Source organism: Candidatus Limnocylindrales bacterium (genome assembly GCA_035571835.1).
GTDB lineage: Bacteria > Desulfobacterota > Binatia > UBA1149 > CAITLU01 > DATNBU01.
The window spans coordinates 205104-223220 of record DATNBU010000017.1 but is presented as its reverse complement, the minus strand read 5'-3'; the positions used below and the strand labels follow the sequence as shown (position 1 = coordinate 223220).

At 63.8% G+C, this 18117-nt stretch carries 12 protein-coding genes; 6 read left to right on the top strand and 6 right to left on the bottom strand.

The features are described from left to right. The first annotated feature begins 41 nt into the window (after window positions 1–41). On the top strand, window positions 42–2561 hold the full coding sequence (locus VN634_07785) for an ATP-binding protein (protein HXC50766.1): 2520 nt from the start codon (window positions 42–44) through the stop codon (window positions 2559–2561). Window positions 2562–2712: 151 nt separating this feature from the next. Beyond that, window positions 2713–6093 (top strand): parallel beta-helix domain-containing protein, encoded by a 3381-nt coding sequence (locus VN634_07780; GenBank protein ID HXC50765.1) that lies wholly within the window; start codon window positions 2713–2715, stop codon window positions 6091–6093. A gap of 102 nt (window positions 6094–6195) precedes the next feature. Here the strand turns inward: VN634_07780 and VN634_07775 are convergent, their stop codons facing one another. The 6 genes from VN634_07775 to hemL form a co-directional block, all read right to left on the bottom strand. Next, on the bottom strand, window positions 6196–6633 hold the full coding sequence (locus VN634_07775) for a hypothetical protein (GenBank protein ID HXC50764.1): 438 nt from the start codon (window positions 6631–6633) through the stop codon (window positions 6196–6198). 94 nt (window positions 6634–6727) lie between these two features. Further along, a complete protein-coding gene (locus VN634_07770; protein ID HXC50763.1) occupies window positions 6728–7057 on the bottom strand; it encodes an ATP synthase F0 subunit C in 330 nt (109 codons plus the stop codon). 103 nt (window positions 7058–7160) lie between these two features. Then, complete coding sequence (gene atpB / locus VN634_07765) at window positions 7161–7943, bottom strand: F0F1 ATP synthase subunit A (GenBank protein ID HXC50762.1); 783 nt, start codon at window positions 7941–7943, stop codon at window positions 7161–7163. Window positions 7944–7973: 30 nt separating this feature from the next. Continuing rightward, entirely contained in the window at window positions 7974–8342 is a 369-nt protein-coding gene (locus VN634_07760) for a hypothetical protein (GenBank protein ID HXC50761.1), read from the bottom strand. Then, window positions 8339–8626 carry an AtpZ/AtpI family protein gene (locus tag VN634_07755; GenBank protein ID HXC50760.1) on the bottom strand — a complete coding sequence of 96 codons (288 nt, stop codon included), beginning with the start codon at window positions 8624–8626 and terminating at the stop codon, window positions 8339–8341. The genes VN634_07760 and VN634_07755 overlap by 4 nt, the downstream gene beginning before the upstream one ends. Before the next feature lie 19 nt (window positions 8627–8645). Next, window positions 8646–9923, bottom strand: a complete 1278-nt coding sequence (hemL, locus tag VN634_07750; protein ID HXC50759.1) for a glutamate-1-semialdehyde 2,1-aminomutase — start codon at window positions 9921–9923, stop codon at window positions 8646–8648. Between the two features lie 294 nt (window positions 9924–10217). Between hemL and dnaA the strand changes: the two genes are divergently transcribed. From dnaA to gyrA, 4 genes are all read left to right on the top strand, one after another. After that, a complete protein-coding gene (gene dnaA, locus VN634_07745; protein ID HXC50758.1) occupies window positions 10218–11585 on the top strand; it encodes a chromosomal replication initiator protein DnaA in 1368 nt (455 codons plus the stop codon). A gap of 291 nt (window positions 11586–11876) precedes the next feature. Continuing rightward, window positions 11877–12989, top strand: coding sequence for a DNA polymerase III subunit beta (gene dnaN / locus VN634_07740; GenBank protein HXC50757.1), 1113 nt, complete (start codon window positions 11877–11879; stop codon window positions 12987–12989). Window positions 12990–13169: 180 nt separating this feature from the next. Then, window positions 13170–15638 (top strand): DNA topoisomerase (ATP-hydrolyzing) subunit B, encoded by a 2469-nt coding sequence (gene gyrB, locus VN634_07735; GenBank protein ID HXC50756.1) that lies wholly within the window; start codon window positions 13170–13172, stop codon window positions 15636–15638. A gap of 12 nt (window positions 15639–15650) precedes the next feature. Further along, window positions 15651–18110, top strand: coding sequence for a DNA gyrase subunit A (gene gyrA, locus VN634_07730; protein HXC50755.1), 2460 nt, complete (start codon window positions 15651–15653; stop codon window positions 18108–18110). Window positions 18111–18117 lie beyond the last annotated feature (7 nt).

Below are 18117 nucleotides of genomic sequence, written 5' to 3'. Positions count from 1 at the left end.
CATCGGCCTCGACCGCGCCAGCGGACGGCTTCGGAGGTTTCATGGGTTCTTCATCCACTTCGCCAACCGCGTACTCCGGCGCCCCGGCGCCAGTGTTCGCTCCTCCTCTCGGCCCGCACGCGTGCCCGGCAGGGGAAGGCGAGGTACCCGAGCACTACGTCCAGTTCTTCGAGCACGACGAAGTCCTCCTGACTGCGCTTTTCGAATTCGTCACGGAGGGTCTCGCAGACGGCGAGGCCTGCATCGTGGTGGGGACGTCCGCGCACAACCAGAGGCTGCACGTAAGGCTGACAGACGCCGGCATCGACCTCGCGAGTGCCAGCGAAACCGGGCAGCTCACGATGCTCGACGCATCAGAGCTTCTGGAAAAGATGCTCGTCGACGGATTCGTCGACCGCGACCGCTTTCGGACGATCGTCGGCCGTCTGGTCGAAAGCTCGTTTCAGCGCTATCCGCGGGTCCGGGTGTTCGGCGAGATGGTTGCGCTGTTATGGGCTCGCGGCAGCCGCGAAGCTGCGATCGAGCTCGAGGAGCGCTGGAACGAGCTGCTGAAGGAGCGCTCCTTCACGCTGTTTTGCGCGTATCCGTTCCACGGCATGTCCGGGCTCGACGCGGCCCCTCCGTTCGAGAAAGTCTGCCGCAGTCACTCGCGCATCATACCGCCGGAGAGCTTTTCGCGGCTCGATAGCGCCGAGGATCGCCTGCACAGCATCGTCGAGTGGCAGCACAAGGCTCAGCTGCTCGAGCTCGAGGTTCACGAGCGCCAGCGCGCGGAGACCGCCCTCTCGCGCGTCAACGCCATGCTGGAACAGCAGGTCGAGGATCTGCGCCAGCTCCACGAGCTGAGCGCGAAGCTGACCGAGAATCTCGACATCGCTTCGGTCCTCGAGGTCGCACTGCGCGGAGCGCTCGCGGTGCAGGGCACGGATATGGGCCTGCTCTCGCTCTGCGAAACCACGCGCGAAGGCCTCACGCTGAAGGCTCACAACGGGTTCGACGCGAAGTTCCTGCGTGAGGTCGCGTGGGTTCCGCCTGGCGGAGGAAGCTGCGGCTCGTGCCTCACGATGCGACGGCGCATCGTCGTCGAAGATACCGAAACCGATCCGCTGTTCGCGGAGCATCGGGGTGCTGCCCGCCGCGCGGGATTTCGTGCCTGTCACAGCACCCCCCTGATCACGCGCGCCGGCAAGATCATCGGCGTGCTGTCGGTGCATTTCCGCCAGCCGCACCGTCCGTCGGACCGCGAAATGCAGCTGATGGATCTCTTCTCGCAAATGGCGGCCAACGCGATCGAGAACGTCAGCCTTCATCGCCAGGCCCAGCACGAGCTGGAAGAACGGCATCGGCTGCTGCGGCTCGAGCAGGATGCCCGCACGGTGAGCGAGAAAGCGAGCCGCCTGAAAGATGAATTCCTTGCAACCGTGAGCCACGAGCTGCGCACACCGCTGACGTCGATCATCGGCTGGGCCCACATGCTTCGCGACGATTCCCTCGATCCGGCCATCGCGGAGCGCGCCGTAGAGACGATCGAGCGCGCCGCGACCACCCAGGCGCAGCTCATCGAGGACATCCTCGACGTTTCGCGGATCATTACCGGAAATCTCAAGGTGAACGTGGCGCCGGTCGATCCGTTGCGCGTCATCGAGGGTGCGACGTCGGCGCTGGAGCTGGCCGCGCGGTCGAAGTTGATCAATCTGTCGGTCGTGATCGGACCTGCAGGCATCCATGGTGACAAGCCGATTCTCGGTGACGCGATCCGTCTGCAGCAGGTCGTCTGGAACCTCGTGTCGAACGCAATCAAGTTCACTTCGAGCGGCGGTCGCGTGGACGTGCGGCTGACTCGAGACGAGTCGGAGCTCGAGATCCAGGTCATCGACAACGGCGAAGGGATTGAACCCGAATTCATTCCGTATCTCTTCGATCGCTTTCGCCAGGCGGACGGGAGCAGCACTCGCCGGCATCAGGGCCTCGGGCTCGGGCTCGCGATCGTGCGGCATCTGGTCGAGCTTCATGGAGGAACCGTACGCGCCGAGAGCGAGGGGCCGGGGCACGGTGCGACGTTCACCGTTCGTCTTCCGATGCTGCCGGTTTCGCGCGTCCGCGAAGTAGCTCCGGTGCGCGCGAGCGACGAGGCGACCGCCTCGCCTGGCCGCGCCGGCCAGCTCGAAGGCATGCGGATTCTCCTCGTCGACAACGACGCGGACACGCTGGCGATGCTGTGCGCGATTCTCGGAGAGCAGCGAGCCGAAGTTCGCACGGCGGGCTCCGCGGCGGAGGCGTTCGAGATCCTCCGCTGGTACCAGCCGTCGGTAGTCATTTCTGATCTCGCCATGCCGGGCGAGGACGGCTACTCGTTCATCCGCCGTCTTCGAGCACGCGAGCAACGCGGAGGGCGTCAGATACCGGCCATCGCGCTGACCGGCTATGTCCGCGTGGAGGATCGCCGCGCGGCGCTCGAGGCCGGCTTCAACGTGTTCGTGCCAAAGCCGGTCGAGCCGTCGGAGCTGATCGCGACGATCTCGAACTTCGCGCGCACGATGCCCGTCAAGGCCTGCGGGTAGCCTCCTCACTGGAGGAATCTTTGCGCGGAGGAGCCCTTCCATCTTGCTACTGACATCCAAGTAAGTTTACCGTTGCCTGATTCTGCGGCGGCTTTTGCGCAGGAAATCCAAGCTTTTTCGCCGGCCGTGCCGGCAGTTTGGGGGTGGCACGATGGTTTCTTGGGGTTCCCGACTCGCGCTCTTCGCGGCCGTGCTGGCTGTTGCCGTCGGCGCCCATGCGGCCGACCAGACCATTCCCGGTGACAAGCTGAGGCTGCGCGTCGCATCCTCCGGCAAGCAGAACCTGCTGTGGGTATCGAGGGGCGACGAGGTCCTGGCACCGGCGGCCGGCTCTTCCGACGACCCGACGATCACCGGCGCAAACCTCCAGGTGCTGTCGAGCTCTGGCGATACCGCGACGTTCGGGCTTCCCGCTGCGTCGTGGACGCGTTCGGCTGACGGCGGCGCATACAAATTCCGGCGTGCGGGTGACGGAACCTCGGCAACCCACGTCTCGCTTCGTGATGGCGCGCTCCTTGTCCGCGGCGACGCAACCGGCGTACCCGTGGCGGAGCCATCGCCCGCGTGGATCGGGATGGTGCTGACGGTCGGCACCACTCGCTACTGCTCGCTGTTCGACTCGGGCATCCGCCGCTCGCGGGCGGGCCGCTTCGAAGCGGCGGGTGCTCCCGCTCCGGCCGCGTGTCCGACCGAAGGCAGCGGCAGCGTCATCTGGCACATCGAAGACGGCCCCGACGAACAGTCGCAGACACTCGCGGCATTCTTCGCGTCCGCTGCGGGCGACACGATCGAATTCGGCGAAGGTGCCTTCGAGTTCAACACGACGCTCGTCATGGCGCACAAGGAAGGAATCGTCATCCGCGGACAGGGGCGCGGAAAAACGATCCTCGATTTCCATGAAAGTCTCTCGCCGGAAGGCATCTCGCTCAGCCACATGACCGGCGTCACGATCGAGGACCTGACGGTCATCGATACGCCAGGCTTTTCCGTCAAGGTCTCCGACTCCGACTACGTCGTCCTTCGCGGCCTGAGGGCGATGTGGTCGAGCGCCGACTCCACACCAGGCGACGGCGCCGACGATCGCGGCGGAATGGACCCGAAGATCCCATCGACGCTCGACGTGACGTGCGTGCACGAGCTCTCCTTTCCGGAAAGCCGCGGGACCTACACGGACGCTCAAGGAGTGCCGAGGCCCTATGCGACGGACGGCAGCAACGGCGGATACGCGATCTACCCGGTGCTTTCGAACAATGTGCTGCTCGACGACGTGATGGCGCTCGGCGCGTCGGACGCCGGAATCTACGTCGGACAATCGAACGACATCATCGTCCGAAACAGCGAAGCGCTGTTCAACGTGGCCGGCTACGAGATCGAGAACAGCGACGATGCCGACATGTATGACAACGTCGCGCACTGCAATACGGGCGGCTTCCTCGTCTTCGATCTTCCCGGCCTCAACCAGTACGGCGAAGAGACGCGCATCTTCAACAACTACTCCGGCTACAACAACACCGTGAACTTCGCGCCCGGCGGCGTGGTTACCGGCGTGCCGCAGGGCATCGGCATGCTGCAGCTCGGATACGACCGCGTCGAAGTCTTCGGCAATCAGATCGAATGGAATCGCAGCGTCGGGTTCGTTGCCGCAAGCCACGAGCTCCTCGACGGCAACATCGACAATCCCGACCGGCGCATGGATCTGTACCCGGAAGGCATTTTCCTTCACGACAACGTCTTCCAGACCAACGGCACGTCCCCGCAGCCGCCGGAGGAAGGCGTGATCCTTTGTGCCGCCGGAACCGGCGGGAACACCGGCATCCCGTGCATTCCGACCGGCATCAACGACGCGCACGACTCGCTGCTGCCTGCGTTGATCCAGATCAAGGGCACGCTCGCTGCCGACGGATACGGGCCGACGGGCGCACACATCGTCTGGGACGGCATGTACGACCACAGCGCGTATGCGTGCGAGCTGGCTCCCGAGTTCCTCGACGAAGTCGATGCGCACGGCAAGCCGCAGTACACCGGGAGCGACAATCCGACCTGCCGCTACAACAAGTACAAGTTCGCCAACCCCGCGGATCCTGCCAGCCGCAAGCATCCGGAGTACTGGATGTGCATCGCCGACGCCGGCGATCCCCAGGGCAACACGTTTTCGTCCGACAGCCGCAAGTTCATGAACTTCGAGAACACCGACCCGACCGATCCGCCGGTCGTGGACATCAACGAGCACGACTGCCCCGGTCGCTTCGGTACCGGCCTGCCATCTCTCGATCCAGCCGTGGTTGCCGAGTATCAGCCGGGCGTCGGCGGAGAGAGGCCGCCGACGCAGGCGGAGATCGCGGCAACCTGCGCCGACTACAGCGGCAATCTCGTCAACCGCGCGGCGCTTGAGTACAACTGCCCGCTGCTCTCGCAGTACAACCTGTTCTCGGATCCGACCGATCCGCGCAGCGGCGCGAACGACGGCGGCGTGCTGTTCGACCTGACCACGCCGCTGTTCTCCGACTACGCGGTGAAATACCGCTTCGCGTTCATTCCGCCCGGCTCGCAGGCCGGCTGGTACGAAGGCAGCGCGAGCGCCCCGAACGCGACTCTTGTTTTCCCGGTCGGCACCGTGATCGCGAAGACATTCGCGTTCCGCAACGGCGCGGGCGAGAACGTGGTCGAGACGCGGCTGCTCATCCATCGCAGCGACCGCAACGGCAACGCGTACTGGGAAGGAATTCCGTACATCTGGGACACCGATGAATCCGGGCACCGTACCGACGCGCATCTGGCGCTCGGCGGCGGAACCGCGGCTGTTTCGTGGAACTTCGAAGATCCGGATCCGGACGTGACGGCGACCTACGTCGGCAGCACCGACCACTACGCGATCCCGCACCCGAACCAGTGCGGCAACTGCCATATCCGCAACGACGTCGAGCCGGGCGACGCGCCGATCGGGCCGAAAGTGCGAACCCTCAACCGGCCGATGAACTACGGAAACGGAATCGAGAACCAGCTGCAGCACTGGATCGACCTCGGGATTCTCTCGGGTGCGCCCGCGCTCGACGTCGACGCGGCCGGCATCGCTACCAACGTGCAGCGCACCCCGCGCTACAACGTGCCGAACGATCGCTTCCTGATCCCGGCGAGCGAGCAGGGTCGCCTCGACCAGATGACGTCGGGCGAGATCGACAAGGAGATGCGTGCGCGCGCCTGGCTCGAATCCAACTGTGCGCACTGCCACAATCAGAACGGCCTCGCGCAGAGCACCGGCGTGTTCTTCGACATCTTCCGCAAGGTCAACATCAACATGGGCGTCTGCAAGACGCCGACGACGGCCGGCAGCTCGTCAGGCGGCCACACGTACGACATCGTTCCCGGCAGTGCGGCCGATTCGATTCTTTCGTACCGCGCGCATTCGATCGATCCGGGCGCGCGCATGCCTCCGGTCGCCCGCAGCGTTGCCCACGACGAAGGACTGGCCGTCCTCGACGACTGGATTACGAGTGTGATCGACAGCCGCTACGAGTCGTCCGGCTGCGAGTAGGTTTCGCGACCGATCCGGCGCGAAAGAGCTCGGCGGGATTTCGTATCCGGCAGCCGCGGTTTCGCTGCACGGCGAACCGCGGCGGACCCGGACCCGGACGGCTCAGGCCAGCGAAAGCATCGCGGCCATCACCGCAAGAGCGACGTAGACGCCGCTTACCGCAGGGCTCGCGATCGTTCCGGTGAGCGCGGACATTTTCTCCGAGCGCGACAGCCCGTCGAACGGATTGGCCGGCGTCTTCCATGCGGCCACGTCGGCTTCGGCCGAGCGCGGAAGCAGCTCGAGCCACGCCCGCACCTGGAGCCGGCGGCGCTTGTAGACGTCGCCGTAGTACGCGTACAGCACGTCGATCGACCAGAGCGCGAGCACGGCGACTTCGACCGCAACCAGCGAGCGGTTGCCGATCGCCGCAAGCCACAGGGCCACGGCGACAAGCTTGGTCACCGTCGTCATGACGATTTCCTTCTCGACGAACGATGACAGCGAGCGATGCTCGTCGAGGAGACACTCACGCTTGTACTCACGCAGCCATTCGTTCACCGGATGTTCCTCCTCGGAAGCAGAAACGGGAGGCTCGTCGCCGAACCTCCCGTTCCCAGGTCTTGCCGTCGCCGGAAACGGCGACAACGCTCGTTCAGATCTTGCCCTGCAGCGAGAACGCGATGACGAGCGCGTAGATCGCGATCGATTCGATCAGCGCGAGACCGATGATCATCGGCGTCATCAGGCGGTCGACCGAGCTCGGGTTGCGGCCGATCGACTCCATGGCCGAAGCCACCGCACGACCCTGGCCCATTCCGCAGCCGAGGCCCCCGAGACCGATCGCGAGGCCCGCGCCGAGAGCGATCATTCCGGCCGAGCCGCCGGCACCGGCTTCCTCAGCCGCCATGGCCACGGGAGCACTTGCAAGCACCGCGAGCATCGCGCCCGCACATACCGTCACGAACAACTTCATTTTCTTCATGATTCCTTCAGCCCCTTTTGAATTGCGCCGTCTCATTCCTCGCCATCACAACCCCTCTATCCTCTACCACCGCGGCGAACGGCGCGTGCTTCGCAGTTCCGGCTCAGTGGGCGTGCCCGTGCGCGACGGCAGGGACGGTATCATGCGCATCGGCATGACCATGGTCATGCCCGGCGCCTTCATCGTCGTGACCCATCGCGAGCGACACGTAAACCATGCTGAGCAGCGTGAACACGAAGGCTTGTACGAGCGACACGAATGCGCCCAGGAAATAAAAGATCACCGGGATCACGAGCTTCGTCAGATCCGTGAAGATCTCCAGCACCAGATGATCGCCGGTCATGTTGCCGAAAAGACGCATCCCGAGGGAGATCGGCCGGAAGATGTTGCCGATGATCTCGAGCGGAAACATCAGGAACGCCAGCCACCAGACCGGGCCCGCGAAGTGCTTGATGTAGTTGCCCAGGCCCTGGGTGCGGATGCCGATGATCGTGAACGCGACGAACGAGAACACGCCCAGCGCAAACGTGATGTTGAAATTGCTCGTTGGCGGCACGAACCCGGGAATCAGCCCCATCGCGTTGCTGACGAGGATGAAGAGGAAAAACGATCCGAACAGCGCGATGTACGGCTTGCCCTGTTCGCCGAGCGCGCCCTGCGACATCGACTGGATTCCGCCGACGAGGAGCTCGGCGAGATTGCGCGCGGTAAGCCCGCGGTCCGGCGTAAGGTGCGTTCCCTTCGCACGCGCCTCTTCGAGCTGCTGCGTCGCCCTGTAGGCGAACGCGAGCACGACGAGCATCGCCAGCAGCGCGTAGAAGGTCTGCTGCGGCAACTGATTCAGGCCCGGAACGAGCGAGTGCAGCGTGATCGGATGATGTTCCATTTCCTCGTTTCCCTGCAGGCGGACAGTGGCTCAGCCCGGATCCACCACTCGCTCGCCGAGCCAGAGTGCGTCCACGACGATCGCGACGACGATCGTTCCAGTCCCGACAAGGAACGAGGCCAGATCGATCGGGAGGCGCTTCAGGGCGACGGCGACGAGCGTAAGCAGCAACAGGAATTTCAGCGCGACTATTAGCGCGAGCCTGTCTCCGGCTGCGGGTGACATAAGGCGGGAAACCAGGAAACGAATCAAATGGAAGTTGGCGACGGAAATTGCGCCGCCGAGCACGATGCTTGCCGGATCGGCGACCCTCGCGGCGCCGCAAAGAAGAGCTAATACGACCGTTAAGAAAATTGTCGTTTTCCAGATTCGATCGACTCGGACGATTCTGGCGATCACCGCTGGTGCGTTTCCTTTTCGCGTTCGGCGTCGAGCTCATGCTCGCGCTCGACGGCGTCCTGTTTTCCGAGCGCAATCAGCCGCCACACCGCCGTGATCATCGCTCCCAGACCGAAGGTCAGAGTCGCGGCCGGTGAGGAGCCGAGCTTGCCGTCCACCCAGCTTCCGACGATGACGCCGGCGGCCACCGGCCAGCCGAAGTTCCACGAAATTGCCATCAGCTGCATCAGCGCGGGGCGGTCTTTGGACGGCCCGCGGAACGGGCCTGGGGATGGGCCAGGCATGGGCGCCATCAGGAGCGCGTTAATCGATCGCGTGCAAGGCCCGGCCGGCGGCCGAGATCGTCGCGTCGAGATCTTCGCGGGTGTGCGCGAGCGAGACGAACCATGCCTCGAACTGCGACGGTGGAATCCAGATCCCCTCCTCGATGAGCGCCGAGAAGAAGCGTCCGAAGCGTTCGGTATCGCAGGTCATTGCGTCTTCGAAGTTGCGCACCGAGCCGGGGCCGAAAAACAGCGTCAGCATGGAGCCGACCCGCTGCACGCAGCCGGGTCTCGTCCCCAGCGCATCCTTCAGTCCTTCTTCGAGATACGCCGACGCGTGCTCGAGCCGCTCGTACGGTTCTTCGCCTTCGAGCAGGTCGAGCGTGGCCATTCCCGCCGCCACGGCGAGCGGATTCCCGGAGAGCGTGCCCGCCTGGTAGACGGGACCGGCCGGGCTGATCTGATCCATCAGGTCTGCGCGTCCGCCGTACGCGGCGAGCGGCAAACCTCCGCCGATGATTTTTCCGAGCGTCGTAAGATCGGGCCGCACATCGGTAAGACTTTGGTAACCGGCAGGACCGAGGCGAAAACCGGTCATCACTTCATCGAACACCAGCAGCGCGCCGCGCTCGTGCGTAATGCTGCGCAGGTCTTCCAGAAATTGCGGATCGGGAGGAACCACTCCCATGTTGCCGGCGACCGGTTCGACGATCACGGCGGCAACGTTCGAATCGCAAAGGCGATTCACCGACTCGGCATCGTTGAACACCGCGACGCGCGTGAGATCCCCGACACTTTTCGGTACGCCGGGACTGTCGGGAACTCCGTGCGTCATCGCACCGGAACCTGCGCGCACGAGCAGGCCGTCCGAATGGCCGTGATAGCAGCCGGCGAACTTGATGATTCCGTCGCGACCGGTCGCTGCGCGCGCGAGCCTGAGGGCGCTCATCGTGGCCTCCGTGCCGCTGCTGACAAGACGGACGCGCTCGATCGACGGAATCCTCGCACAAATGCGTTCGGCGAACTCGACTTCTGCCGCCGTCGCCGCTCCAAAACTGGTTCCCCGGCGCGCCGTTTGCGAAATGGCGTCGACAACGGACGCTTGTGCGTGACCGCAGATCATCGGTCCCCACGATCCGATGTAGTCGACGTACTCGCGACCCTCAACGTCGCGAATACGAGATGCGGATGCAGATGCGACGAAGCGCGGCGATCCTCCCACTTGCGACCACGCGCGCACCGGTGAGTTGACTCCGCCGGAAATTACGCGTCGTGCACGCGCAAACCACATCTCGGAAGTCTGTCCGGTCTTGTTCATGACTACGTCAACCTTCGTTCGCCGCGCGCGGAGACGACGACAACTCGTCCGATGAACTCGCGTTATCTCGCGACGTTAGAAATTTATGAAACGAAACTCTTGCAACGCTCCACTCGAAACACTACACACCGCGCGTCGACGCACATCGCGAACGAAACAAAAGCGGACCACGTGCAGACCCTCACGGCAGGCATGCTGGGTGGTCGACGGAAGAGGAAAGGGCGAATCGAAGCTCTCGTCCTGTGGGTTGTCCACAGGCGTGGATAAAGCTGTTGGCAACTAGCGAGGTCGGCTTTGGTCGCGTCTTCCCGAACCCAGCTCGAAGATCTTTGGAATCGTGCACTTAGCTCGCTGCGCGAGCGCCTCGACGACGACGATTTCGAAAACTGGATCCGTCCCCTCGTCCCCCTCTCCCTGAACAGCGAAACGCTCGAGCTCTCGGTGCCGAACAAGCTGTTCGCATCCTGGCTCGAAGAGAATTACCTGGACCTCATTGCCAAGGCATGGGTCGACGCGCACGGGCACGAAACCAGTTTCACATTCACGTGGAACGGCACGGGACTGCAGGGAGAACTCTTCCAGGAGTACGAAGCCGATCACGCCAAGCGCGTGCCGGTCCGCAAGCCCGCCAGCTCGAGCGGTCTCATCGAACGCTACGACTTCGAAAACTTCATCGTCGGCCCGAGCAATCAGTTCGCGCGAGCGGCCGCACTCGCCGTGGCCCAGCAGCCGGGCAGTCTGTACAATCCGTTTTTTCTCTACGGCGGCGTCGGCCTCGGCAAAACGCACCTTGCCAACGCGATCGGTCATTCCATCCAGCGCAGCGATCCCGACGCGCGCGTCGTGTTTCTCTCGTCCGACACGTTCATGACGCAGCTGATCGAAGCGATCGCGCGCAACAAGGCCGCCGCACTCAAGAACCGCCTGCGGCGCGTCGACGTGCTGATCATCGACGACGTCCAGTTTCTCGCCGGACGCGAGCGCACGCAGGAAGAGTTCTTCCACATTTTCAATGCGTTATACGAAGGCGGCCGGCAGATCGTGCTGACCAGCGACAAGTTCCCGAACGAGATTCCCGGCGTCGAGGAGCGGCTCTGCAACCGCTTTGGATGGGGCCTCGTGGCCGACATCCAGAATCCCGACATGGAGACCAGGATCGCGATCCTCGAGCGCAAGGCCCGCGCTGAAGGCGTGGAGCTGAGCATGGAGGTCGCCTCCATGATCGCGCGGTCGGTCGATTCGAATATTCGCGATCTCGAAGGCGCACTTACGCGGATCAGCGCACACGCGTCGCTGAGCGGGCGCGAGATCGACCGCGGACTCGCCGAGGAGCTGCTGGGCAAGAACAAGTCGAACGGCTCGGCGCCCGCCGTCGTCAGCCTCGACGACGTCGAAAAAGAAGTGATCAGTCACTTCGGTCTTCGCAGTGGCGACCTGCGCGCCCGCCGGCGTACCAAGAAAATTGCGGAAGCCCGCCAGGTTGCGATGTATCTGATGCGTCAGAAAGCCGGCGCTTCGTACCCGATGATCGGCGCGCATCTTGGCGGCAGGGATCACTCGACCGTCATTCATGCCTGCCAGTCGATCGAGCGCCGGCGCAAGGAAGACTCCCGGATGCGCCTGGTCCTGGAGACCGTCGCAAAGCGATTCCAGACGAACTGACGGCGCACGCAGGGCCGCGGGCTGACCGCGGCTACGCTTCGTTCCCGTCTGTCCGACCCGAGTGTGGACAAGCTCTGCGTCTCCTGTTCATTCGTGCGTGCGCGACAGACTTCACAACGCGTCCGCCAACGGCTATGCACGCGCCGGTTAGCGCAGCACACAGCGCGCCTGCAGAAATTTGCGTTGCCGGAACACGGGCTTCAGTTATCTGTCCACGGATTTTGCGGCCTTCAATAACAACAAAGAATACAAATACCTTTATTAAAGGCTGTCAGGGAGCGAGCGATTGCCATGAACATCACCGTCGGAAACGAGGATTTCCTGAAGATCCTGGGACGGACGCAGGGAGTCGTCGATCGTCGTCACTCGATGGCGATTCTGACCAACCTCGTGATCAACGCAGGCTCTGGTGAAATTGCTGTCCTCGCCACCGATCTCGAAGTCAGCCTGCGCCAGACCATCGCCGCGAAAGTCACGGAACCCGGAAGCGTTGCGCTGTCGGCGCGCAAGCTGTTCGAGATCGTTCGTGAATCGACGTCGCCGGAAGTGACCGTACGGAGCCTCGACGGACACGGAGTCGGTGTTTCGTATGGGCGCTCGAACTTTCGCCTTCTCGGAATCGATGCGTCCGAGCATCCCGGGATGCCGAGCGCCGCGACCAGCGATCCCGGCGCAGCATTCGAGCTCGAAGCCGAAGAGCTTGCCGAGATCATTGAGAAAACGCTGTTTGCGGTCTCTCACGACGACACCCGTTCGAACCTGGCCGGCGTTCACCTCGATGCCGGCGCCAAGAAGGGTTTCATCCGCCTGGTCGCTACCGACGGCCACAGGCTCGCCGTGGTCGACCGCAAGGCGAAGGGAACGTCGCCCAAAGAGGGGGTCATTCTGCCCCGCAAAGGTCTGAGCGAGGTTCTCAAGGTCCTGCCGGAGGTGACCGGGACGATCACGGTGCGCCTGGTAGGAAACGAGGCCATCGTCGAGCTGCCGGGATGCGTGCTCAGCATGCGGCTCGTCGAGGGGACATTCCCCGACTACAAGCAGGTCGTCCCGAAAGAGAGCAGCAAGGTCGTCCACGTCGACCGCGACGCCCTGCTCCAGACCGTGCGGCGGGTCTCGCTGCTGTCGAGCGAGAAGGCACGCGGTATCCGGCTCGGCCTCAGTCCCGGGCGCCTGGAGATCAGCGCGAACAATCCGGACCTCGGCGAGGCCAGCGAGGACCTCGAGGTGGATTACGCCGGCGGCGACCTCGAGATCGGTTTCAACGCCCGATACATCCTCGACGTGCTGCAGGTTTTCCCCGAGGGTTCGCAGGTCGAAATGGGACTCGGCGACCAGCTGAGTCCGGGCGTCATCAAGGGGGCCGATGCGGGTTATTCGTACGTCGTGATGCCGATGCGGATCTGACCCCGCCCTGTGCGCATAAATACGCGAAATCCCAATATGATTTTTAGATCATAAAGCACTTCGAAAATTTTACTTTCGACCCGTCGCCTGATACTCGAAGCAGGTTGTTCCGGGCACCGCGCCGCACTCATGCGAAGGCCGGCGCACAGCTTCCCCGGAACCCCAAATCGGATCATCGAGATGTCAGAGCAGCCTCCCGAGCAGTCCACAGAATCGTCCCGGACGAAGGCTTCCGCCGACTACGGCGCGGACTCGATCAAGGTCCTCGAAGGCCTCGAGGCGGTGCGCAAACGCCCCGGCATGTACATCGGCGACACCGGCGTGCGCGGGCTGCACCATCTCGTGTTCGAAGTCGTCGACAACTCGATCGACGAGGCGCTCGCGGGCCACTGCGACACCATCAACGTCGAGATCCACGTCGACAACAGCGTGACGGTCGTCGACAACGGCCGCGGCATTCCGGTCGAGCTGCATGCCGGAGAAGGCGTCTCGGCGGCGGAAGTCGTCCTGACCAAGCTTCACGCAGGGGGAAAGTTCGACAAGAAATCGTACACGGTGTCCGGCGGGCTGCACGGCGTCGGCGTATCGGTCGTCAACGCGCTGTCGCTGTGGCTCGACGTCGAGATCCGGCGTGACCGCAAGGTCTACCAGCAGCACTACGACATCGGTGTTCCCAAACAGCCGCTGGCCGAAGTCGGCACCACCACCAAGCGCGGCACGACGGTTCACTTCCTGCCGAACGCGGGCATCTTCGAGACCACCGAGTTCAGCTATGACATCCTCGCGAGCCGCCTGCGCGAGCTCGCATTCCTGAACCGCGGCGTCCGCATATCGCTTGAGGACGAGCGCGATGCCGGCAAGAAGCAGGAGTTTTTCTACGAGGGCGGGATCGTCTCGTTCGTCGATCACCTGAGCCAGAAGAAACAGCCGATCCACAACAAGGTCGTCTATCTCTCGGGCAAGAAGTCCGGCATCGAGATCGAGATCGCGATGCAGTGGAACTCCGGCTACGCCGAGAACGTCTACACGTTCGCGAACAACATCAACACGATCGAAGGCGGAACCCATCTCTCCGGTTTCCGTTCGGCTCTGACGCGCACGATCAACAACTACGGCACCGCCAACAACCTGATCAAGAAAGGCGACGAGGCGATCGAAGGCGAAGACTGCCGCGAAGGCCTGACCGCCGTGCTCTCGGTCAAGGTTCCGGAGCCGCAGTTCGAAGGCCAGACCAAGACCAAGCTGGGCAACAGCGAGGTCAAGGGCCTCGTCGAAGCGCTCGTCAACGACAGCCTCGGAACCTATTTCGAGGAGCATCCGTCGGACGCGCGGAAAATTGTCAGCAAAGCGCTCGACGCGGCCCGCGCCCGCATGGCGGCGCGGAAAGCGCGCGACCTTACGCGCCGCAAGGGCGCGCTCGACGGGCTCTCGCTGCCCGGAAAGCTTGCCGACTGCCAGGAACGCGACGCGAGCCGCAGCGAGCTTTACATCGTCGAGGGTGATTCGGCCGGCGGCTCGGCGAAGCAGGGACGCGACCGCCGCTTCCAGGCGATCCTGCCGCTGCGCGGAAAGATCCTGAACGTGTGGCGTGCACGCTTCGATCGAACCGTCTCATCGGACGAGATCCGCGTGCTGATCACGGCCCTGGGCATGGGCATCGGCGACGCAGACGGCGACAAGCTCATCGACAAGCTGCGCTACCACACGATCATCATCATGACCGACGCCGACGTCGACGGCTCGCACATCCGCACGCTGCTGCTCACGTTCTTCTACCGGCATTTTCGCGAGCTCATCGAGAACGGTTACGTCTACATTGCGCAGCCGCCGCTGTTCCGCTTCCGTCGTGGCAAGACCGAGCGCTACCTCAAGGACGAAGGCGCGCTCGCCGCGCATCTGGTCGACCTCGGAGTCGAAGACGTCAAGGTCAAGTCCAAGGGCGCGCAGCGGAGCGTTGCCGGTGACCAGTTGAAGAAAGTGCTCAAGGAGCTGGCCGAGATCGACCGCCTGCTCGACGTGCTCGAGAAGAAGCGCAAGAACCGCCAGGTCACGTCCTCGGTCGCCGCCTGCATGGAGCTCACCGCCGAGACATTCGCGGATCCCGACGAGCTGCGGCGAGTGGTCGCGAAGCTCATTTCCGACATCACTGCGCAATATCCCGATCTCGAACCGGTTCGCGCGGAGTTTTCGAGCGATGCCGAGCACTCCTGCGAGAAGATCTCGATTGTCTGCCGGCTCAACGGAACCAATGCCCGCACGGAGATCGACCGCACGTTCATCGAGCTGCCGGAATTCTTCCGGCTGCGAAGGCTGCTGACCGGCATTTCCGGCATCGGCCAGGCGCCCTACGTCGTCAACTTCGGCAAGACCGAGCAGGAAGTCGCGAGCCTCGGCGAGCTGCACGCCTGCATCATGGCCAATGCCCGCAAGGGCACCGACATCCAGCGTTACAAAGGCCTCGGCGAAATGAACCCGGAGCAGCTCTGGGCAACGACGATGGATCCGGAAACGCGCACGCTGCTGCAGGTGCGCGTCGATGACGCCGTCGCGGCCGAAGACATGTTCGATCGCCTGATGGGCGACGTCGTCGAAGGCCGTCGCAAGTTCATCGAAGAAAACGCCCTGAACGTCCGCAATCTCGACATCTGATCGGCATTTTCCATGGCAGCAGCCGGCAAGAACCCCACCGTCCCCGTCGACATCGAAAACGAGATGCGTACGTCCTACCTGGACTACGCGATGAGCGTCATCGTCGGGCGCGCACTGCCCGACGCGCGCGACGGCCTGAAGCCCGTGCACCGACGCGTGCTGTTCGCGATGCACGAGCTCGGCAACGAGTGGAACAAGGCGCCGAAGAAGTCGGCACGCATCGTCGGCGACGTGATCGGCAAGTATCATCCCCACGGCGACTCGGCGGTCTACGACACGATCGTCCGCATGGCGCAGGAATTCTCGTTGCGCTACCCGCTCGTGGACGGCCAGGGCAACTTCGGCTCGATCGACGGCGATCCGCCGGCTGCGATGCGATACACCGAGTGCCGCCTGGCCCGCATCGCCAGCGAAATGCTCGCGGACATCGACAAAGAGACCGTCGACTTCGTCCCGAACTACGACGAGACGACGATCGAGCCCGCGGTCATGCCGAGCAGGATCCCGAACCTGCTGATCAACGGCTCGACCGGCATCGCGGTCGGCATGGCAACGAACATCCCGCCGCACAACATGGGCGAGATCTGCGATGCGCTGCTGGCGATGATCGAGAATCCCGACATCAAGATCGAGAAGCTGCTGCGCATCGTGACGGGGCCGGACTTCCCGACCGGCGGCATCATCTACGGCCGCCAGCCGATCATCGACGCCTACAAGACCGGACGCGGGATCCTCACGGTGCGGGCGCAGGCGATCACCGAGACCGAGGAGCGCACCGGGCGCACGCGCATCGTCGTCACGGAGATCCCGTACCAGCTCAACAAAACGCGGCTCATCGAAAAGATCGCCGAGCTCGTCAACGAAAAGAAGCTCGACGGCGTGTCCGACCTTCGCGACGAATCCGACCGCGACGGCATGCGCATCGTGATCGAGCTCAAGCGCGATGCGATTCCGCTCGTAGTGCTGAACAACCTGTACAAGCACACGCCGATGCAGGAGTCGTTCGGCATCATCCTGCTCGCGCTGATCGGCGGCCGGCCGCGCCTCGTCGGTCTCAAGGACCTGCTCCAGGAATTCCTCGCGCACCGGCAGGACATCGTCACGCGCGCGACCGCGTTCGACCTGCGCAAGGCCGAAGCGCGGCTCCATCTTCTCGACGGACTCAAGATCGCGCTCGACAACCTCGACGCCGTCATCAAGCTGATCCGCGCCGCCAAGGATACGCCGGCCGCGAAAGACGGCCTGATGTCGCAATTCGGGCTAAGCGAGATCCAGGCCCAGGCGATTCTCGACATGCGCCTGCAGCGCCTGACCGGCCTCGAGCGCGACAAGATCCTGCAGGAACATGCGGAGACGGTGAAAACGATCGCGCGCCTGCGCGCGATCCTCTCCGACGAGCGCGAGGTCCTCAAGATCATCGCGGGAGAGCTCGAGGGTCTGAAGAAACAGTACGGCGACGAGCGGCGCACCCAGATCGTCGATGCCTCCGGCGAAATCACGATCGAGGACATGATCGTCGAAGAGGAGATGGTCGTGACCGTCTCCCACGAAGGCTACATCAAGCGCAATCCGGTCACGCTCTACCGCCAGCAGCGGCGCGGCGGGCGCGGCAAAGTCGGAGCGTCGACCAAGGGCGACGATTTCGTCGCGCAGATGTTCACGGCTTCCACGCACGACTACATCCTGTTCTTCACGAACCGCGGCCGCGTCTACTGGAAGAAGGTTCACGAAGTGCCGCAGGCCGGCAGGGCGTCGCGCGGAAAGGCGATCGTCAACCTGCTGCAGCTCGCCCCCGGCGAGAAGCTGTCGGCGTTCCTGTCCGTGCGCGAGTTCCGCGAGGACGCGTACGTGCTGTTCGCGACGTGCCGCGGGATCGTCAAGAAAACCCCGCTGCTCGAGTACTCGCGTCCTCGTTCCAGCGGAATCATTGCCATCACGCTCGCCGAAGACGACGAGCTGATCGCCGCCAGGCTGACGACCGGCAACGACCAGGTCGCACTGGCCACGCGAAGCGGCCAGCTGGTCCGGTTCAACGAAGGCGAGGTTCGCGCGATGGGCCGCGGCGCCGGCGGCGTGCGCGGCTGCAACGTGGACGACGACGATCGCGTGGTTGCGATGGAAATCGTGCGGCCCGGGGCCTCGCTGCTGACCGTGTCGGCCAACGGTATGGGCAAGCGCAGCTCGATCGATGACTACCGGCTGACCCGGCGCGGCAGCGTCGGCGTCAAGACCATGAACGTCACTCCCAAGACCGGCCTGGTTGCCGGTGTGCTGCAGATCGTCAGCGACGAAGACGAGGTCATGATCGTCACCGACCAGGGCAAGATGATCCGCATTGCGATGGAAAACGTTCGCGTCATGAGCCGCAATACCCAGGGCGTCACGCTCGTGCGGCTCGACCAGGAGACCGGCGAGCACGTCGTGTCGGTAGCTCCCGTCGTGGAAAAGGAAGCGGTCGGAGACGAAGAGTGACGCCCGA